Below are 19,688 nucleotides of genomic sequence, written 5' to 3'. Positions count from 1 at the left end.
ACCCTACCGGTTGCGTTCGACGGCCCCTCTGGCCAAGAGAAGGTGCCTGCGTATGGATGACCACGGAAGTTTCTCCCCCAGCGACCCCATCCTCTACGTCCTCGACACCAACGTCCTGATTCACGACCCCAACGCTCTGCTCAACTTCCAGGAACACCAGGTGGCCATTCCGATGACCGTCCTGGAGGAGCTCGACAAACTCAAGACCGGCAAGCACAGCGTAGCTGCCGAATGCCGCCAGGCTATACGTCTGATCGACAAGGTCCTGGGCGAAGCCACGCCCCAGCAGGTAGAAGAGGGTGTACCGATCCAGCGTGGCAAGAGCGGCCCGTGCGGCAGCCTCTCCATCCTCATGAGCAAGCGCGCCGAACCGGTTGCGCTGCTGCCCGAACACATTGCCGACAACAAGATCATCAACCAGCTGATGGACCTGCGTGCGCGGCGTCCCGGGCTGGAGGTGATCCTGGTCACCAAGGACATCAACATGCGCCTGAAGGCGCGTGCCTGCGGCCTGGCAGCGGAGGACTACCAGACCGACCAGTTGGTCGACGACGTCAGCCTGCTTTCTCGCGGCTACCACAGTATGCTGGGGTCCTTCTGGGATCGCGTGGCCAAGGTCGATACCCGCCAGGGGCAGGAAGGGCGCACCTGGCATCGGGTGCAGCTCACCGACAACCTGCCGGCGGTGCACGTCAACGAGTTCATCATCGACGAGCAGGGCTTCGTCGGCTGGGTCAAGGCGATCAAGGGCGACGAGCTGGTGATCCTCGACCTGCACCAGGAGCCGCTGCTGCACCAGGAAGCCTGGGGCCTGCAGCCGCGCGACATCCACCAGGCGCTGGCGCTGTTCGCGCTGCTCGATCCGGATATCCACCTGGTCAACCTGACCGGTGCCGCGGGCTCCGGCAAGACCATCCTGGCGCTGGCCGCGGCCATCGAGCAGACCATGGTCAGCAAGCGCTATCGACGCATCATCGCCACCCGCAGCGTACAGGGGTTGGACGAGGACATCGGCTTCCTGCCCGGCACCGAGGCGGAGAAGATGGAGCCCTGGCTGGGCGCGATCACCGATAACCTCGAAGCCCTGCACATGGACGACGAGAATACCCACGGCAGCGTCGACTACATCCTGCAAAAGGTGCCCCTGCAGTTCAAATCGCTGAACTACATCCGTGGGCGCAGCTTCCAGCAGAGCCTGATCCTCATCGACGAATGCCAGAACCTCACACCGCACCAGATGAAGACCATCATCACTCGTGCCGGTAGCGGCTCGAAGGTGATCTGCCTGGGCAACCTGGCGCAGATCGACACCCCCTACCTGTCCGCCACCAGTTCGGGCCTGACCTACCTCACCGAGCGTTTCAAGGACTTCGAGCACGGCGTGCACATCACCCTGCAGGGCGTTCCGCGCTCGGTGCTCGCCGAGTACGCCGAAGCTCACATGTAGTGCGCACCCGGCGAGGGGGACCGCCCCTCGCCGGAGCCGCGCTTGCGGGGCGTAGCTGCGGTAGACTTCACCTCCGCTTTTCCCCCGGAGGTTTCCTTGCTCACCCATCTCGATGCCCAGGGCCATGCCAACATGGTCGACGTCACCGACAAGTCGGTGACCTTTCGCGAGGCGCTCGCCGAGGCGCGGGTACGCATGCTGCCGGCGACCCTGAAGATGATCGTCGAGGGCGGCCATCCCAAGGGCGACGTGTTCGCCGTGGCGCGCATCGCCGGCATCCAGGCGGCGAAAAAGACCTCCGAGCTCATTCCGCTGTGCCACCCGCTGATGCTCACCGGCGTGAAGGTCGAGCTCCAGGCCGAGGGCGAGGATCGCGTGCGCATCCTTGCGCGTTGCAAACTTTCCGGGCAGACCGGTGTGGAGATGGAGGCGCTGACCGCCGCCAGTGTCGCCGCACTGACGATCTACGACATGTGCAAGGCGGTGGATCGCGGCATGACCATCGAGCAGGTACGCCTGCTGGAGAAGTCTGGCGGCAAGAGTGGCGATTTCCGCGCGGAGCCGGGCGCATGATCCGTGTGCAGTTCTTCGCCCGCTATCGCGAGGCGCTCGGGCAGGACGAACTCAGCCTGCCCTGGGACGCCTCGCTGGGCTCTCTGGACGCGCTGCGCAAGCAGTTGCTGGCGCGTGGCGAGGCCTGGTCGGTACTCGCCGAGGATTCGCTGATGTGCGCACGCAACGACGAGCTGTGCCCGTTGACCGAGTCGCTGGTAGACGGCGACCAGGTCGCCTTCTTTCCGCCGGTCACGGGGGGCTGATGGGCATTCGCGTGCAGCAGGCCGCCTTCGATCCCGGCGCCGAACTCAATGCCCTGCAGGCCGCCGATGCCGGCACGGGCGCGGTCGCCAGCTTCGTGGGTTATATGCGTGACTTCAACGACGGCGCCGGGGTTTCACGGATGTTCCTCGAACATGCACCGGGGATGACCGAGAAGGCTCTGGCGAAGATCGTCGCCGAAGCGGAGGCACGCTGGCCGTTGCGGCGCATCGAGGTGCTGCATCGGGTGGGGGAGCTGGGGCCGGGCGAGCCGATCGTCTTCGTCGGCGTGGCCAGCGCCCATCGTGGCGCGGCCTTCGAGGCCTGCCAGTTCGTCATGGACTACCTGAAGACTCGCGCGCCCTTCTGGAAGAAGGAAACCGGCGATGCGGGCGAGCGCTGGGTCGATGGGCGCGACAGTGACCGGGCTGCGGCGCAGCGCTGGGAGCGCTAGCAGGCCGCTTGCGTTGTCCGTCTGCGCTCTTCAACGGTCGTTGGGGTAGTACGGCATGACTTAGGCGAAGGTCATGTAGATCCGGTAGTAGAGCGGCGAGAAGCACAGCAATGCACCGATGGCGATCAGCGCGATGCCCCATTCGCTTTTTCGCAGGGTGAAGCCGACGCCTAGCAGCAGAAAGCCCGAAAGTGCCAACGCCAGTATGCAGTGCAGGTCGAAGTACATGGAATACCTCCATTCCCGGTCCTTGTCTGGACCATACGCCCGCTGCCTCATCGGGAGCTGATCTCGGTCAGTTCCCGGTGAGCATCGGTGGAATCGAGGGTGGTGCGCCTCAGCGGCGCGGGGAGGGCTTGAGCAGTTCGGCCGGCGGCATCTCGCACTGGATCTTGCGACCGATCAGCTCTTCGATCGGCGGCAGGGCGAAGGCGTCGTCCTCGCCGGCGAAACTGATCGAGGTGCCGCTGGCGCCGGCACGGCCGGTACGCCCGATGCGATGCACGTAGTCGTCCGGGTCTTCCGGCAGGGTGTAGTTGATCACGTGCGACACGCCGTCGACGTGGATGCCACGACCGGCGACGTCGGTCGCCACCAGTACGCGGATACGTCCCTCGCGGAAGCCTTCGAGCACCTTGATGCGCTTCTGTTGCGGCACGTCGCCGGACATCTGCGCGGCGCTCACGCCGTCCTTGGTGAGCTTTTCCTCGATGCGCCGTACTTCGTCCTTGCGGTTGGCGAAGACCATCACCCGTTCCCAGGCGTTCTGCGTCACCAGGTTGTAGAGCAGGCGGTACTTGTCGCGACTGGCGACGGCGTAGACGTGCTGCTCGACGGTGTCGCTGGCGACGTGCTCGGGCTCGATCTCGACGATGGCGGGCTCGGTGGTCCACTGCTTGGCGAGGTTCATCACGTCTTCGGTGAAGGTCGCCGAGAACAGCAGCGTCTGGCGCTCGTTCTTGTACGGCGTCTGCCGGATGATCTGCCGGACCTGCGGGATGAAGCCCATGTCGAGCATGCGGTCGGCTTCGTCCAGGACCATCACCTCGACCATGTCCAGGTGCACTTCGCCGCGCTGGTTGAAGTCCAGCAGCCGGCCGGGAGTGGCCACCAGGATGTCGCAGTAACGGTTTTCCAGCGCCTTGAGCTGCTTGTCGAAGTCCATGCCGCCGACGAAGCTCATGACGTTGAGCGGCACGTGCTTGGTCAGCGCCAGTGCGTCATTGGCAATCTGCACCACCAGCTCGCGGGTCGGCGCGATGATCAGCGCGCGCGGTTCGCCCATGTAGCGTTCCTTGGGCGGCGGCGTGGTCAGCAGTTGGGTGATGGTGGAGATGAGGAAGGCGGCCGTCTTGCCGGTACCGGTCTGGGCCCGGCCGATGGCGTCCCGGCCACGCAGGGTGTGACCCAGCACCTGAGCCTGGATCGGCGTGCAATAGGTGAAGCCGAGGTCGTGAATGGCATGCATCAGCCGCTCATCGAGCTTGAAGTCGTGGAAGCGGGTCTTGCCCTCGGCGGGCTCTACCACGAAGTCCTCGGGCTTCCAGGGGGTGGCTGGCGCGGCGGGTTGACGTTCGCGACGCTGCCTGGGCGGGCGCGAGCCGTTGCGCGGCTTGTCCTGGGGCGAGTCTTGCACCGCTGCGCTGGCCATGGCGGGCGCCGGGGTACTCGGCGGGATGGCGGTCGGTTGCTCCGATTCCTCGCCCTTGCCGAACATCTGCTTGAATCCCTTGAGCACGGTGGTCTCTTCGTTGTATGCGTGAATAACGCGCCAGTGTAAAGCAAGAGCGCTGGGCGGTGGAACACGCAAAGGACCGAGGGCCTTTCTGGCAGCACGCGGCTCATCCGCGAAATGCCAGCAGGCCCTCTCAACCGCAGACGCGGTTGCGACCCTCCTGCTTGGCGCGGTAGAGCGCTTCGTCGGCCCGGCCGATCAGGCGTTCCAGGCTATCTCCGGCTTCCAGCATGGCGAGTCCGATGGACAGGGTCACGCCGGGCAAGAGGCCTTCCGGGGAATAGAAGGAGGAGATCTGCGCCAGACACTCGCGCAGGCGGTCGGCGATGCTGCGCGCCTCGTCGCGGGTAAGCTCCGGCAGCACGATGACGAACTCCTCGCCGCCGTAGCGGAACATGCTGTCGCTGGGCCTGAGCAACTGGCGCAAGGTATGCGCCACCAGGCATAGCGCGTGGTCGCCGGCCAGGTGGCCATGGCGGTCGTTGTAGGCCTTGAAGTGATCGACGTCGAGCACCAGCAGCCCGAGGCTGGTGCCGTCGAAGCGACAGCGGGTGCTCTCGCGGGCGAACACTTGCTCCAGCCAGCGTCGGTTGTACAGACCGGTGAGGCTGTCGATATTGGCGTTGCGCTCACTGTCGACGACGATGCGGTTACCGTGGCGAACCCGCGTACAGAGCGTGCGCAGCAGATTGTGCATGAGGGTCGGTGAGTCACGCAGGGCTTCGTCGACGACCTGGCCGGGCAACTCCAGCAACTGGCAGTCGCCTTCGCAGATGACATAGGCCGTCGGCCGCTGGCCGTCCAGCAGACTGACTTCGCCGATGCACTCGCCGGGCTCGACCAGCAGGTGGGGTGTGCCGTCCAGCGAGCTCAGGTAAAGATGCAGGCGGCCCGACATGAGGAAATAGAGGTTGCGATTGTCGGTCAGCGGCGACAGCAGGATGCGTCCGCCCTCCAGCGTCAGGGGCCGGCAGGCCGCTTGCAGTCGCTGCACCAGTGCGGGCTCTACGTCCCGCAGCAGGTGCGTGTCGGCAAGGCTGTCGAGGGCCTGGGGAGCCTCGGGAGCGATGGTGCTCATGGCTGAACGATCGTCCTGTATGAGAAACAGGTCCTGTAGACCGTTTCGTTCAGGAAAGTGTCAGCCCCGGTGCTCTCCGTTCGTCAGGCCAGGCGCTGTTCCAGCCAGGCGGCGATGTCTTCGATTTCCTCGACCACGACCTCGTGTGCCATCGGATAGCTGTGCCACTGCACGCTAACGCCCTGCGCCTCCAGGAAGTCGTGGGCTTGGCGACCCATGGGTTTGGCCACCACACCGTCCTGGTCGCCATGGCAGAAGAGGGCGGGAATGCGCCGCGCGTTGTCGTCGAGCTGCACCTCCGCCTGCAGGGTCGGCCCGTAGGTGGAGAGTGCCATGACACCGCCGAGCGGGCCCTGCCAGCGCAGGTAGGCCGCATGCAGGGCCACTGCGCCACCCTGGGAGAAGCCCGCGAAGAACAGTCGCGAGGGGGCGATGCCTGCGTCGCGTTGGGCCTGCGCGAGGTCCAGTAGATGCTGGGCGGACTGCTCCATTTGGGTGCGGTCGATTGCGCGGGACTCGGCGCTCAGCGCCAGGATGTCGTACCAACTGGGCATCGCATAGCCGCCATTGATGGTGACGGGCTGGGTCGGTGCCTGGGGTAACACGAAGCGCACATGATTCAGCCGACGCTGGAGCATCTGCGCCACAGGCTGGAAATCGTAGCGGTCTGCGCCCAGGCCATGCAGCCAGATGACACAGGCATCGGCCGGTTGTGTGGGGTTGAGAATCAACGGTTCGATCATGAGTGCTCCGTATTAGTGCGAATGCACTTGGTTTGTGCGTTGCCTGCGCGCGCTTGTGGCGCAAGCCTGAAATCTATGTCGCATGGCCAACATTTTTCCCTCTTGACGTCATGCTGGCCAGTGGCTTTTTGCGGGTTGGTACGCTCCTTGCTCAAGCCTTCCCCAGAGACTGTATCGGTAACAACTGTACCGGTTCCAGGTTCTGCTCCGATCGCCTGTACCGTGCATGGCGATCATCGCTGGTAACGCCGCTCCACAAGAGTACGGCGCCAGCGCAGGGAGACCAACACAACACAACTGGAGGTTCTTGATGAAGATGGTGAAATCCACCCTGGCCGTTCTCACCGCCGCTGCCGCCCTGGGCGTGAGTGGCCTGGTTCAGGCCGGCGCTACCCTGGATGCCGTTAAGCAGAAGGGCTTCGTGCAATGCGGCGTCAGCGATGGCCTGCCGGGCTTCTCCTACACCGACTCCAAGGGCCAGTACAAAGGGATCGATGTGGACGTCTGCCGCGCTGTGGCTGCAGCCGTGTTTGGTGACGCCAGCAAGGTCAAGTTCAGCCCGCTGACCGCCAAGGAGCGCTTTACCGCGCTGCAGTCCGGCGAAGTCGACGTGCTGTCGCGCAACACCACCTGGACCAGCTCCCGCGATGCCGCGATGGGCCTGAGCTTCACCGGTGTGACCTACTACGACGGCCAGGGCTTCCTGGTGAACAAGAACCTCGGCGTCTCCAGCGCCAAGGAACTGGACGGCGCCACCGTGTGCATCCAGGCCGGTACCACCACCGAGCTGAACCTCTCCGACTACTTCCGTGCCAAGGGCATGGCCTACACCCCGATCACCTACGACACCTCCGACGAATCGGCCAAGTCGCTGGAATCCGGCCGTTGCGACGTGCTGACCTCCGACCAGTCGCAGCTCTACGCACAGCGCATCAAGCTGGCCAAGCCGGACGACTACGTGGTGCTGCCGGAGGTCATCTCCAAGGAGCCCCTCGGCCCGTCAGTCCGCCAGGGTGACGACGAGTGGTTCGACATCGTGCGCTGGGCGCTGTTCGCGCAGCTCAACGCCGAAGAACTCGGCATCACCTCGGCCAACGTCGAGAAGATGGCTGCCGAGACCACCACCCCGGACGTCGCTCGTCTGCTGGGCAAGGAAGGCGAGTACGGCAAGGACCTCAAGCTGCCGAAGGACTGGGCCGTGCAGATCGTCAAGCAGGTCGGTAACTACGGCGAGATGTTCGAGCGCAACGTTGGCAAGGGCAGCGATCTGAAGATCGCCCGCGGCCTGAACGCCCTGTGGAACAACGGCGGCATCCAGTACGCACCGCCGGTGCGCTGATCCGTCAGGGCGGCGCCCGCCGTCGCCCGTGGCCGCCCCTGTCGGGGCGGTCGCATGAAATGCAACAGCCTCGTTGCCGACGCCCTAGCCGGGCTCGGCAACGTCGCATTGAGGGTCTCCAATGCAAAAACCCACCTCCGCCACCGCTCGCAGTGGTTCGCTCCTCAGCGATCCCAAGGCCCGCGCCTGGCTGTTCCAGATCGTCGCCGTCGTCGTCGTCGTCGGCATCGGTTGGTACCTGTTCCACAATACGCAGCAGAACCTCGCCAGCCGCGGTATCACCTCCGGCTTCGGCTTCCTGAACAATTCGGCGGGCTTCGGCATCCCGCAGCACCTGATCTCCTACACCGAGAGCGACAGCTACGGTCGGGTGTTCTTCGTCGGCCTGCTGAACACCCTGCTGGTCAGCGTGATCGGCATCATCCTGGCGACCATCCTCGGCTTCATCCTCGGTGTGGCGCGGCTCTCGCCCAACTGGCTGATCCGCAAGCTGGCCACCGTCTACATCGAGGTGTTCCGCAACATCCCGCCGCTGCTGACGATCTTCTTCTTCTATTTCGCCGTGCTCGGCCCGCTGCCGGGACCGCGTGACAGCTTTGCCCTGTGGGACATGTTCTTCGTCAACAACCGTGGCCTGCAGATGCCCCGTCCGAGTCCCGCCGATGGGCTCTGGGGCTTCCTCGTCGCGGTGGCGCTGGTCGTGGTCGCCATCGTCATGCTCTGGCGCTGGGCCAAGGCGCGTCGGCATGCGACCGGCAAGACCTTCCCGGTGCTACTGAGCGCCATCGTGCTGCTGGTGGTGGTACCCGGCTTGGCGACGCTGATCGCCGGTGCGCCTTTCACCTTCGAGATCCCCGAGTTGCAGCGCTTCAACATCCGTGGCGGCTGGACGGTGATTCCGGAGCTGGTGTCCATCACCCTGGCGCTGTCGATCTACACCGCGGCCTTCATCGGTGAAACGGTGCGTGCCGGTATCCAGTCGGTGAGCCACGGGCAGACCGAGGCCGCCAGCTCGCTGGGCTTGCGCTCCGGGTTGACGCTGCGCCTGGTGATCATCCCGCAGGCCCTGCGCGTGATCATCCCGCCACTGACCAGCCAGTACCTGAACCTGGCGAAGAACTCCTCGCTGGCCGCCGCCATCGGTTACCCGGACATGGTGGCGCTGTTCGCCGGCACCGTGCTCAACCAGACCGGCCAGGCCATCGAGACCATGGCCATCACCATGAGCGTTTACCTGGCCATCAGCATCAGCATCTCGATCCTGATGAACTGGTACAACAAGCGCATCGCGCTGATCGAGCGGTAAGGAGACGCGCATGATTTCGCATACTTTCAAACCCGACCTGCCGCCGCCGTCCGCGAGCGTGGGTCTGCTCGGCTGGCTGCGTGCCAACCTGTTCTCCGGCTGGTTCAACACCCTGTTGACCCTGGTCGGTATCTACGTGCTGTGGCTGATCGTGCCGCCGGTGATCAACTGGGCCTTCCTGCATGCCAACTGGCAGGGCAGCACCCGCGCGGACTGCACCGCCGAAGGCGCCTGCTGGGTGTTCATCGAGGAACGCTTCGCACAGTTCATGTACGGCTTCTACCCCGAGCAACTGCGCTGGCGGGTGGACCTCACGGCGATTCTCGCCATCGCGGGCGCCGCCCCCCTGTTCATCAAGGCCTTCGGGCCGAAGGTGAAGTACGGCATCGGCTATCTGGTGGTCTATCCGCTGCTCGCCTACTGGCTGTTGCACGGCGGGTTCTTCGGCCTGGAGAACGTCGCCACCAGCCAGTGGGGTGGCCTGATGTTGACCGTGGTCATCGCCGCGGTGGGCATTTCCGGCGCGCTGCCACTGGGCATCCTGCTGGCCCTCGGCCGCCGTTCGAACATGCCGGCGATCAAGGTCATCTGCGTGACCTTCATCGAGTTCTGGCGCGGCGTTCCGCTGATCACCGTCCTGTTCATGTCCTCGGTGATGCTGCCGCTGTTCCTGCCCGAAGGCATGAACCTCGACAAGCTGCTGCGTGCGATGCTGATGGTGGTGTTCTTCGAGGCCGCCTACGTCGCCGAAGTGGTGCGTGGTGGCATGCAGGCGATCCCCAAGGGCCAGTATGAGGCCGCTGCCGGCATGGGCCTGGGGTACTGGCGGACCATGGGCCTGGTGATCCTGCCGCAGGCGCTCAAGCTGGTGATCCCGGGTCTGGTGAACACCTTCATCGCGCTGTTCAAGGACACCAGTCTGGTGATCATCATCGGCCTGTTCGACTTCCTCAACAGCATCAAGCGCGCCACCGCCGACCCGGCCTGGCTCGGTATGTCCACCGAGGGCTACGTGTTCGCCGCCTTCGTCTACTGGCTCTTCTGCTTCGGCATGTCCCGCTATTCCATGCGCCTCGAGCGCAAGCTGGATACCGGCCACAAGCGTTAATTGGAGTACCCCATGACCCAAGCTCAACCCCAAGCCGCCGCCGAACCGATCATTCGCCTGGAAGGCGTCAACAAGTGGTACGGCCAGTTCCACGTGCTCAAGGACATCAACCTCGACGTGCAGCAGGGCGAGCGCATCGTCCTCTGCGGCCCGTCCGGCTCCGGCAAGTCGACCACCATCCGCTGCATCAACCGGCTGGAGGAACACCAGCAGGGCCGCATCGTGGTGGACGGCATCGAGCTGACCAACGACCTCAAGCAGATCGAGAACATCCGCCGCGAAGTTGGCATGGTGTTCCAGCACTTCAACCTGTTCCCGCACCTGACCATCCTGCAGAACTGCACGCTGGCGCCGATGTGGGTGCGCAAGATGCCGAAGAAGCAGGCGGAAGAGATCGCCATGCACTACCTCGAGCGCGTGCGCATTCCCGAGCAGGCCAACAAGTACCCCGGCCAGCTCTCCGGCGGTCAGCAGCAGCGCGTGGCGATCGCGCGTGCGCTGTGCATGAAGCCCAAGATCATGCTGTTCGACGAGCCGACCTCGGCGCTCGACCCGGAGATGGTCAAGGAAGTGCTCGACACCATGATCGGCCTCGCCGAAGACGGCATGACCATGCTCTGCGTGACCCACGAGATGGGCTTCGCCCGTACCGTGGCGAACCGCGTGATCTTCATGGACAAGGGTGAAGTGGTCGAACAGAACGAACCCAACACGTTCTTCGACAACCCGCAGAACGAGCGCACCAAGCTGTTCCTCGGGCAGATCCTGCACTGAGGTAGCTTGATGAAGAAGGCGGCGTGAGCCGCCTTTTTTATTTTCGGGGCGGGCGTTTTTTCGCCCGCCGCAGCGCCGAATGGTGGATCGATGAAGCGTGATCCACCCTACGCCAGTCCCACGCCGGTGGCATCAGGCAAACGGTAGATACCGTTATTCCGCTCAAGCGATTTTCCAGCCCCGTAGGATGGGTTGAGGGCATAGCCCGATACCCATCAACCCGCCGCGATGGTTATCACCACCGTCGACCTGCGCCGCCGTTCAGCGTCTGCCTCAGTGCAGCTTAAGTCGCGGCTGGGTACTGCGTCCCAGGCGGCCGGAGATCATCCGCAGCAGGGTGCGGAAGGTGCCGTAGAGCGAGCGCTGGTGCATGCGGTAGAGCGAGATGTAGAACATCCGCGCGAGGATGCCTTCCACCTTGAAGGTGCCCATCAGGTTGCCCATCAGCGTGCCGACCGCGCCGGAGCGCGACAGCGACACCAGCGAGCCGTAGTCGCGGTACTGGTATTCGGGCAGCGTCTCGCCCCGTATACGCGCCTTGATCGAACGCACCAGTAGCTCGGCTTGCTGGTGGGCCGCCTGGGCGCGCGGCGGGACCATGCGCTTGCCTTCGGCGTCGATGGCGCAGGCGGCGCAGTCGCCGAGGGCGAAGATGTCGTCGTCGAGGCTGGTCTGCAGGGTCTTGCGCACCACCAGCTGGTTCAGCCGGTTGGTCTCCAGTCCGCCGATGCCGGCGAGGAAATCCGGCGCCTTGACGCCCGCCGCCCAAACTTTCAGTTGCGCATTGATGCGGCTGCCATCGGCCAGCTCCAATGCCTCGGCGTCGATGCGCTTCACCGGGGAGCCGCAGAGCACGCGCACGCCCAGGCGTTCGAGCATGCGATGCACCGGCACGCCGACGCGATCCGGCAGCGCCGGCAGCACCCGGGGGCCGGCCTCGATCACGCTCACGCGCAGGTTTTCCGGGGCGATGCCGTCCAGGCCGTAGGCGGAGAGTTGCGCCGAGGCGTGGCGCAGCTCGGCGGCCAGTTCCACGCCGGTGGCGCCGGCGCCGACGATGGCGATGTCCAGGCTGCCCGCGCCGTTGTGGGTCTTTTCTGCCATGTAGCGGCCGAGCAGACGCTGCTGGAAACGGATCGCCTCTTCCGGCGAGTCGAGGAAGATGCAGTGCTCCTGGGCGCCGGGCGTGCCGAAGTCGTTGGTGCGGCTGCCGACGGCGAGTACCAGGGTGTCGTAGGGGAGGGTACGCGCCTCGGTCAGCAGTTCGCCGTCCTGACCGTGCAGCGGGGCGATCTCGATGCGCTTGTTCTCGCGGTCCACGCCGCAGAGTTTGCCGAGCTGGAATTCGAAGTGGTTCCAGGACGCCTGCGCCAGGTAGTTGAGCTCATCCTCGGCGGCGTTCAGCGCGCCTACCGCGACTTCGTGCAACAACGGCTTCCACAGGTGCGTCATGCGCATGTCCAGCAGCGTGATATGCGCCTTGCCGCGTTTGCCCAGGGTACGCCCGAGGCGGGTCGCCAATTCCAATCCGCCGGCGCCACCGCCGACGATCACCACACGATGAGACATTCGCTCATATTCCCGAGTTGAAAGGACTGGCGCTATTGTCGAGTGAAGTGGTCGGTTATCCAAGGGCCTGTAGCTTTGCCGCGGATGGCGGCATCATGTGTCCATCCGCCGCCGTTCTGCGAAGCCACCGATGACCACCCCTCCGCTCGACGATTACCAGCGCCTGGTGCGCAGCCTCTCCGACCGCATCGTCGAGGCACAGGCACCGATCCGTATCCTCGATGCCCTGAAGTGGGACGAACAGATCCGCCTGGATTTCCTCGCCGCCCAGGGCAAGCAGCCGCCAGCCATCGACCGCGACTACTACCTGGCACGCCCGCTGCCGTTCGATGCGTCGGCGAAGAAGCAGGAGTTCCAGGCCATCGAGCGTGACATCACCCGCCAGCTCGGCCAGTTCAACCCGGTCGGACAGATCATGCGGCGCATGTGCAAGGAGTACCGCATGGTCGTGCGCATGCTCGAAGCGCGCGGCAGCGAGGACTTCGGCCTGATCTCCCAGGACCTCTACGGCTCGGCCACCGACGCCTTTCACGCCGGCGATCCGACGCTGGCCGACCTGGGGCTGATGCTCTCGGACTACTTGAACAACATCGACGACCGTGGCGAGCTGGAAGCCGAGCCCAAGGCGCTCGATGCCGAGGCTGCGGTGGCGCTGCTGCAGGAGCGCCTGGACAAGGTGTTCTGCGAGGGCGCTAGCGAGGGGCCGGTGCGGGTGATCGTCTCCGACGGCATCGTCGCCGATGCTGCCGCCGGCGCCGACTACATCAAGATTCGCGCCGATGCGCGCTTCAGCCAGCGCGACGTGCGCGCGCTGGAGGTCCACGAGGGATTGGTGCACGTGGGCACCACGCTCAACGGCATGAACCAGCCGATCTGCACCTTCCTGGCCAAGGGCCCGCCGTCTTCCACGGTGACCCAGGAGGGCCTGGCGATCCTCATGGAGGTGATTTCCTTCACCTCCTACCCGAGCCGCCTGCGCAAGCTGACCAACCGTACCCGCGCCATCCACATGGCCCAGGACGGCGCGAACTTCATGGACATCCATGCGTTCTTCCGCGAGCAGGGCTACGACGCCGATGCCTGCTACTCGAACACCGCCCGGGTGTTCCGTGGCTCGACGCCCACGGGGCTGCCGTTCACCAAGGACCTGTCGTACCTGAAGGGCTTCATCCTCATCTACAACTACATCCAGCTCGCCGTACGCCAGGGCAAGCTGGAGCAGATCCCGCTGCTGTTCTGCGGCAAGACCACCCTCGAAGACATGCGCACCCTGCGCCAACTGGTCGACGAAGGCCTGGTCACGCCGCCACGCTACCTGCCGCCGCAGTTCGCCGACCTCAACGCGCTGTCGGCGTGGATGTGCTTCTCCAACTTCCTCAACCACCTGAGCCTGGAACGCATCGAGGCGGACTACGCCGGGATTCTCTGATCCCGGCTCTACCTCAACGCCCGGCGCTGGAGACGTCCTTGGCTTGCAACAGCGTATCGCTGCGCTGGAAGTCGGCCAGGTTCGAGGCTACGTCGGGGCTGTGCTCCAGGGTGAGCGACGGGCTCTGGCGCAGGGCTTTCCAGCTGGCGCGCAGGGCCTCGACGGTGGTTTCGCGCAGCGCCTGGGCGTAGTGCCCGCGCCAGGCGAAGTCCTCGCGATCCAGCTCGCCGAAGCGGCGTTTGGCGCGTTCCCCGAGGTTGCTCTCCGGGCGTTTCGAAGCCTGCAGCAGGGCCTGTCGATAAGGCGCCAGTTGCGCCTCGTCGAGTGTGGCCAGACGCCAATCGGCATAGGTCAGAAAGGTGTCGATGCGCTGTTTGATGGTCGCGGCGTCGTAATCGTGGGATTGCACGGCCATCATCAGGTAACGCGAGACGCGGTTGCTCATGCCGACCAGATTCACCGCGTAACCCAACTGCTGCTGGGTGCGCAGTTGGGCGAAGAAGTCACCGCCAAGCACTTGCCCCAGCAAGCGAATGCGCGCCTCGGCGGCGTAGCCGTCCTCGGCTAGCGGTAGATACATCAATACCATGCGGTCCCGGCTGGCGGCCTGGACCTGCAGGGTGGGCAGTCCGGGCGCCAGGCGACGGTTGCTGGGGCGGGCGACGGCCTCGGCGGCGAGCGTGGGGTGTAGTGCCGTGCGCAGTGGTTCGAGCATGGCCCGGGCGTCGTCCTGGCTCAGGCTGCCGACGACCATCGCTTGTACATGCAGTTGACTCAGCCAGTGCTGACGGAAGCGTTCCAGGCTGTCCAGGTCGAGACTGCGTAGTGCGGCGAGCTTGGCCTGCTCATCGAAGTAGTCATTGCGCAGAGCCATGTTGAGGGCGGTGTCCATCAGGCCTAGCAGCTCTTGCTGGTTACTGGCCGTCCAGGCGCGGATCAGGCGTTGCTGCTGACGCTCGAAGGCTGTCGCATCCAGCGGAGTCTGCGTCAGCGCCTCGAGCATACGGCCGAGCATCTGGCGCTGCGCGGTACGCTGGCCACTCAGATGCAGAGCCAGGCCTTCGTCATTCACGCTCAGGCCGATGTTCATCCGGGCATCGCGCGCCTGGCGGCGAATGTTCAGGAACTGGTCGTTGATGACATTCACCCACAGTCGCTGTGCCACATAGTCGACGGGCTGACGGCGCGGCGAGCCACTTTGCAGGTTGATCCGCCAGAACGTCTGCAGGGTGCGGAAAGGACCGTTGTCTTCGTACCAGAGGCGCATGCCCGGTTCGTCGACCAACAGCGTCGGCAGGCTATCGCTGTCACTGGCCGCGGGTGCTTCGCCGCTGTCGCTGGCCGGCGCGTTGGCCATGACCGGCAGCTGTGGGTTGGCCAGCGCCTGGCCGGCGGGCCATTGGCTTACTCGTTGCAAGGCGTAGGGCGTCTGGAAGTTGGGGGCGATGCGGTCCGTCTGCGCCTTGGGCGAGTAGTGGATGCGCAGCAGCTTGTCCGGTGTCAGTGAGGCGAGCAGTGCATCGATCTTCGCAGCGTCGAAGCGCTCCCAGCGATAGGACGCCTGCAGCCATTGCGCCTGGGGTTCGTGCTCCATGCGGTCGACCAGCATCAGTACCATCGCCAGCGCATTGGGCGTCTGCCATTGCTCGAAGCGCTGGTGCACGCGCTCGGCGATACGCGCGTAACGCTGTGCATCGACACCCCGCTCACGGAGCATCTTCAGGTAGGCAAAGACGCTGGCCTGGACATCGTCGAGACGTCCGAGGCCCTGCTCGGAAAGCTGCACGTTGATGCCCAGCAGACTCTGCCGCTCGCCCCGGTAGGCCAGGCCGGCCCCGGCGGAAAGCGCCAGGTTGCCCTGCTTGAGGTAGTCGCCGAGGCCGTCGTTGAGCGTCTGCAGCACATAATCGAGGGACTGATCGGCATCGTCGGCGACGAGGTAGGCGATCGGGAAGTAGAAGCTCAACGTCTCGTCGTTCTGCCGCACGCGCACGCTCATGTGCGCCGGCAGTTGCCCCGGCAGGGCGATATCGGGTTCTTCGGGCGCTGCCGAGGGCGCGCGTCGTGGCACTGCGCTGAAGTGCCGTTCGACCATCGCCTGCAACTCGTCCAGCGACTGCGGAGCGAGCAGCACGAGCTTCATGCGCTCGGCGCTGTAGTGCTGCTCGAAGAAGGCCTTGGCACGCTCGCGCAACTGATCCGGCGGCAGACCCAGGGTTTGCAGGTTGCCGATCGCGGGCGCTGCCAATGGGTGTGCCGGGTTGAGGGCCTGACTGAAGGCATCCCAACTGCGCACGAAAGGAAGGTCGAGATCTTTCTGGTATTCGGCATCCACCGCGTGACGCTCTCGCTCGACATAGCGTGGATCGAAACGCGGGGCGGCCAGCAACTGGGCGAAGCGCGATACGCCTTCGTCCAGGGCGCTGCTGGGGATGGTCAGGTGGTAGCGGGTGGTCAGTGGGCGGGTCTGGGCGTTGTAACTGCCCGCACTGCGTTTGACGAACTGCTGGTAGCCGTCCACCTCCGGATAGCGCTCGCTACCGAGAAACAGCAGGTGCTCGACCAGGTGCGCCAGCCCCGGCAGATCCTCCGGGTCCTGGGCGTAGCCGGTCTCCACGTTCAGTGCCATGGCGGCCGACGGGCCGTCCGGGCGTTGCACCAGTAGCACCTGCAGGCCGTTGGCCAGTTGCAGGCTGCGGTAGTGCTGGGGGTCGTTGGGGCTTTGGATCAATGCCGTGTCGGCGGCATGGGCGAGCCAGGGGAGGGTCAGCAGGAACAACAGGAAAACGCGCGGCATGACAGTATCCTTCGAGTCCTTTCGAGTTGACGCAGGTGTCAGCAAGCAAGAATCAAGCCTCTGGGAAGAGCGCCGGATTTTCTAGACGTGCTGATTTAAGGCTGCATCAAGACGGAACCAATACCTGTCTTCTGTGACAGGTATTGGTGCAGGACTTCAAAAGCTCGCCAGCAGCCTGCCCAGCGTCGCCATGGCTTTTTCGCTGCGTTCGTCCCAGGGGTGGCCGTGGTTCAGGCGGGCGCAGTGGCGAAAGCTGCGGGTGGCGGAGAAGATCGGTCCGGGGGCGAGGCTGATGCCCTGGGCGAGGGCGGCCTGGAACAGTTGCAGGGCGTCGACCCGCTCGGGGAATTCGAACCACAGGAAGTAGCCGCCGCGGGGGCGGCTGACGTGGGTGTCGGCGGGGAAATAGCGCGCCGCGGCGGCGAGCATGGCGTCCTGCTGCATTTCCAGGGCGTGACGCAGGCGGCGCAGGTGGCGGTCGTAGCCGCCGTGCTGGAGGTAGTCGGCGATGGCGGCCTGCGCCGGCACGGAAGGCGAGATGGTGGTCATCAGCTTGAGCCGGGCGATACGCTCGGCGAAGCGTCCGCCGGTCACCCAGCCGACCCGGTAGCCGGGTGCCAGGCTCTTGGAAAATGACCCGCAATGCATCACCAGGCCCGAGCGATCATGGCTCTTCACCGGCCGTGGCGGTTGGCTGCCGTAGTACAGCTCGGCGTAGACGTCGTCCTCGATCAGCGGCACCTGGTGCTGCTCGATGAGTCCTTGCAGGCGCGCCTTGGCGGCGTCGTTCATGCTCGCGCCGCGCGGATTCTGCAGGCTGCTCATGACCCAGCAGGCACGAATCGGCAAGCGCTGCAGGGCCTCCTCCAGGGCGTCCAGGTCGATGCCGCTGCGCGGATGGCTGGGAATCTCCACGGCGCGCAGCTTGAGGCGTTCGAGCACCTGCAGGCAGGCGTAGAAAGTCGGGGATTCCACCGCCACCAGGTCCCCGGGCTGGGTGACACTCTGCAGGCACAGGTTGAGCGCTTCCATGGCGCCGTTGCAGATCACCAGTTCGTCCTGGCCCAGGTGCACGCCGGCGAGCATGTAGCGCAGGGCGATCTGCCGGCGCAGGTCCGGGTTGCCGGCGGTCATGTCGGCGATCACCGCGTGGGGTTGCATGTCGCGCAGCGCGTGGCTCATGCAGCGCGCCAGACGCGCCAGGGGGAACAGCTGCGGGTCGGGAAACGCCGAGCCAAAGGGCACGGTCTGTGGGTCCTTGAGCGAGCCGAGCACGGAGAACACCAGCTCGCTGACGTCCACTTCGCTGGTCTGTATGCCCAGTTGCAGCGCTTCGGGCTCGGGTAGCGCGCGCTGGGCATGCTCGCGGACGAAGTAACCCGAGCGCGCACGGGCCTGGATCAGGCCACGGTCCTCCAGCAGATAATAGGCCTGGAACACCGTGGAGGGGCTGACGCCATAGGTCCGGCTGGCGTGGCGCACCGAGGGCAGACGCCCGCCAGGGGCGAGCAACTGCTGGCGAATCATCTCGGCGATCTGCTCGGCGAAGGCCTCGTAGCGTTTCATGGCGTAGCCTGTGGACATCGGAGGCGTCACTTTACGACATCACTGGCGCGGTGCGACAAAGGTGCTGGCCACCTCCAGATGGGTCTCGGGGTCGTCGAGACCCTGCACGACGAACCCCAGTGGCGAGGTGCCGGCGCGGGGCGATTGGCCCAGCAGACTGACGCTCACCGGCAGGTCGCGGATCTCGCCCGCCGCCAGGCTCACTTCGCTCGGCCCCTGGTAGGCGTAGCCCGGCGTCTCGTCGAGGGCCAGGGCGTAGCGCTGTGGCTGCTGGGTCTTGTTGATCAGCTTGAGGCTGTAGACGTTCTCGATGCGACCATCGCCGTTCTCCCGATACAGGCCACGATCCCGGGTGACGTCCAGCGATGCGAGCGGACGTGCCTGCAAGGCCCAGCCGAGCGCGCCGAACATCAGCAGCAGGGCGGCGGCGTAGCCGAGCAGGCGCGGACGTGCCAGATGGGTGCGGCCGCCCTGCATCGCCCGCTCCGAGCTGTAGCGCACCAGGCCGCGGGCGTAGCCCATCTTGTCCATCACCGAATCGCAGGCGTCGATGCAGGCGCCGCAGCTAAGGCAGGCCAGTTGCAGGCCGTCGCGGATATCGATGCCGGTCGGGCAGACCTGCACGCACAGGGTGCAATCGATGCAATCGCCCAGCGTGGCGTCGCGCGCTCCATCGCGGCGCCGTGGCCCGCGGGATTCGCCGCGTACGGCGTCGTAGCTGACGACCAGCGTGTCGGCATCGAACATCACGCTCTGGAAGCGTGAATAGGGGCACATGTGCAGGCACACCTGCTCGCGCAGCCAGCCGGCGTTGAGGTAGGTGGCGAGGGTGAAGCTGGCCACCCAGAACGCGGTGGTCGGGTCCATGCGCAGGCTGAAGAGGTCCGTGACCAGTGCGCGGATCGGCGTGAAGTAGCCGACGAAGGCCAGTGCGGTGGCCAGGCTGATCGCCAGCCAGAGGCCGTGCTTGGCGCCACGGCGCAGCAGCTTGGTCGGGCTCCAGGGCGCGGCGTCGAGCTTGATGCGTTTGCCGCGATCGCCTTCGGTGAGTTGCTCGACCCACATGAACACCCAGGTCCATACGCTCTGTGGGCAGGTGTAGCCGCACCAGACGCGACCGGCGAACACGGTGATGGCGAACAGGCCGAAGGCGGCGATGATCAGGATCGCCGAGAGCAGTGCCAGGTCCTGCGGCCAGAAGGTCGCGCCGAAGATGTAGAAGCGGCGTTCCGGCAGGTCCCAGAGCACCGCCTGGCGGCCGTTCCAGTCGAGCCAGGCAGTGCCGAAGAACAGCACGAAGAGCAGGCCCGCGCCGTAGCGCCGCAGGTTGCGATACAGCCCGGTGAAGCGGCGGGTATGAATGGCGCCGCCGGCCTGGGCCGGCGTCAGGCGAAGGGGCTGGCTGGCATCGATGTCTTCGACGAGCCTGGCGGGTATGCGGTCGGTCATTGGGGGCCTCGTGGGCGTTTCTTCATGCCCGCCCATGGTCGACCTCGAGAGGGCTACATAACAGACTCAGATTTTGCG

17 protein-coding genes are annotated in these 19,688 nt (G+C 65.3%); 9 read left to right on the top strand and 8 right to left on the bottom strand.

Annotation, left to right across the window (positions count from 1 at the left end; translation table 11 throughout):
• The first annotated feature begins 52 nt into the window (after positions 1-52).
• The 4 genes from ACYRGX_RS19960 to moaE all read left to right on the top strand — a co-directional run bounded on the left by ACYRGX_RS19960 (position 53) and on the right by moaE (position 2,717).
• Positions 53-1,447 carry a PhoH family protein gene (locus ACYRGX_RS19960; protein WP_473054168.1) on the top strand — a complete coding sequence of 465 codons (1,395 nt, stop codon included), beginning with the start codon at positions 53-55 and terminating at the stop codon, positions 1,445-1,447.
• Positions 1,448-1,543: 96 nt separating this feature from the next.
• Entirely contained in the window at positions 1,544-2,020 is a 477-nt protein-coding gene (gene moaC, locus ACYRGX_RS19955; RefSeq protein WP_473054167.1) for a cyclic pyranopterin monophosphate synthase MoaC, read from the top strand.
• Positions 2,017-2,265 carry a MoaD/ThiS family protein gene (locus ACYRGX_RS19950; protein ID WP_473054166.1) on the top strand — a complete coding sequence of 83 codons (249 nt, stop codon included), beginning with the start codon at positions 2,017-2,019 and terminating at the stop codon, positions 2,263-2,265. The genes moaC and ACYRGX_RS19950 overlap by 4 nt, the downstream gene beginning before the upstream one ends.
• Entirely contained in the window at positions 2,265-2,717 is a 453-nt protein-coding gene (gene moaE, locus ACYRGX_RS19945; protein WP_473054165.1) for a molybdopterin synthase catalytic subunit MoaE, read from the top strand. The genes ACYRGX_RS19950 and moaE overlap by 1 nt, the downstream gene beginning before the upstream one ends.
• A gap of 60 nt (positions 2,718-2,777) precedes the next feature.
• Here moaE and ACYRGX_RS19940 read toward each other — a convergent pair whose 3' ends face one another.
• The 4 genes from ACYRGX_RS19940 to ACYRGX_RS19925 all read right to left on the bottom strand — a co-directional run bounded on the left by ACYRGX_RS19940 (position 2,778) and on the right by ACYRGX_RS19925 (position 6,273).
• Positions 2,778-2,945, bottom strand: a complete 168-nt coding sequence (locus tag ACYRGX_RS19940) for a hypothetical protein (protein ID WP_473054164.1) — start codon at positions 2,943-2,945, stop codon at positions 2,778-2,780.
• A gap of 109 nt (positions 2,946-3,054) precedes the next feature.
• Positions 3,055-4,455, bottom strand: coding sequence for an ATP-dependent RNA helicase RhlB (gene rhlB / locus ACYRGX_RS19935; RefSeq protein ID WP_473054163.1), 1,401 nt, complete (start codon positions 4,453-4,455; stop codon positions 3,055-3,057).
• Positions 4,456-4,585: 130 nt separating this feature from the next.
• Positions 4,586-5,530: a GGDEF domain-containing protein gene (locus ACYRGX_RS19930; protein ID WP_473054162.1), complete on the bottom strand. Its 945-nt coding sequence runs from the start codon at positions 5,528-5,530 to the stop codon at positions 4,586-4,588.
• 83 nt (positions 5,531-5,613) lie between these two features.
• On the bottom strand, positions 5,614-6,273 hold the full coding sequence (locus tag ACYRGX_RS19925) for an alpha/beta hydrolase (RefSeq protein WP_473054161.1): 660 nt from the start codon (positions 6,271-6,273) through the stop codon (positions 5,614-5,616).
• 310 nt (positions 6,274-6,583) lie between these two features.
• Here ACYRGX_RS19925 and ACYRGX_RS19920 point away from each other — a divergent pair, with 310 nt between their 5' ends.
• From ACYRGX_RS19920 to ACYRGX_RS19905, 4 genes are all read left to right on the top strand, one after another.
• Positions 6,584-7,612: an amino acid ABC transporter substrate-binding protein gene (locus ACYRGX_RS19920; protein WP_473054160.1), complete on the top strand. Its 1,029-nt coding sequence runs from the start codon at positions 6,584-6,586 to the stop codon at positions 7,610-7,612.
• 121 nt (positions 7,613-7,733) lie between these two features.
• Entirely contained in the window at positions 7,734-8,918 is a 1,185-nt protein-coding gene (locus ACYRGX_RS19915; protein WP_473054159.1) for an amino acid ABC transporter permease, read from the top strand.
• 10 nt (positions 8,919-8,928) lie between these two features.
• Positions 8,929-10,026: an amino acid ABC transporter permease gene (locus ACYRGX_RS19910; RefSeq protein ID WP_473054158.1), complete on the top strand. Its 1,098-nt coding sequence runs from the start codon at positions 8,929-8,931 to the stop codon at positions 10,024-10,026.
• Positions 10,027-10,038: 12 nt separating this feature from the next.
• Positions 10,039-10,800, top strand: coding sequence for an amino acid ABC transporter ATP-binding protein (locus ACYRGX_RS19905; RefSeq protein WP_473054157.1), 762 nt, complete (start codon positions 10,039-10,041; stop codon positions 10,798-10,800).
• 273 nt (positions 10,801-11,073) lie between these two features.
• Here ACYRGX_RS19905 and ACYRGX_RS19900 read toward each other — a convergent pair whose 3' ends face one another.
• Complete coding sequence (locus ACYRGX_RS19900) at positions 11,074-12,369, bottom strand: NAD(P)/FAD-dependent oxidoreductase (protein WP_473054156.1); 1,296 nt, start codon at positions 12,367-12,369, stop codon at positions 11,074-11,076.
• A 130-nt stretch (positions 12,370-12,499) separates the two neighbouring features.
• Between ACYRGX_RS19900 and ACYRGX_RS19895 the strand changes: the two genes are divergently transcribed.
• Complete coding sequence (locus tag ACYRGX_RS19895) at positions 12,500-13,798, top strand: flavohemoglobin expression-modulating QEGLA motif protein (RefSeq protein ID WP_473054155.1); 1,299 nt, start codon at positions 12,500-12,502, stop codon at positions 13,796-13,798.
• A 13-nt stretch (positions 13,799-13,811) separates the two neighbouring features.
• Here the strand turns inward: ACYRGX_RS19895 and ACYRGX_RS19890 are convergent, their stop codons facing one another.
• From ACYRGX_RS19890 to ccoG, 3 genes are all read right to left on the bottom strand, one after another.
• Positions 13,812-16,595: an insulinase family protein gene (locus tag ACYRGX_RS19890; protein ID WP_473054154.1), complete on the bottom strand. Its 2,784-nt coding sequence runs from the start codon at positions 16,593-16,595 to the stop codon at positions 13,812-13,814.
• A 156-nt stretch (positions 16,596-16,751) separates the two neighbouring features.
• A complete protein-coding gene (gene mapR / locus ACYRGX_RS19885) occupies positions 16,752-18,161 on the bottom strand; it encodes a GntR family transcriptional regulator MpaR (protein WP_473054153.1) in 1,410 nt (469 codons plus the stop codon).
• A gap of 39 nt (positions 18,162-18,200) precedes the next feature.
• Positions 18,201-19,610: a cytochrome c oxidase accessory protein CcoG gene (gene ccoG / locus ACYRGX_RS19880; RefSeq protein ID WP_473054152.1), complete on the bottom strand. Its 1,410-nt coding sequence runs from the start codon at positions 19,608-19,610 to the stop codon at positions 18,201-18,203.
• Between the last annotated feature and the right edge of the window lie 78 nt (positions 19,611-19,688).

The sequence above is a fragment of the Pseudomonas sp. R4-15 genome (genome assembly GCF_055768815.1).
The sequence above is the reverse complement of the archived record's forward strand: the minus strand, read 5'-3'. Positions and strand labels throughout refer to the sequence as shown.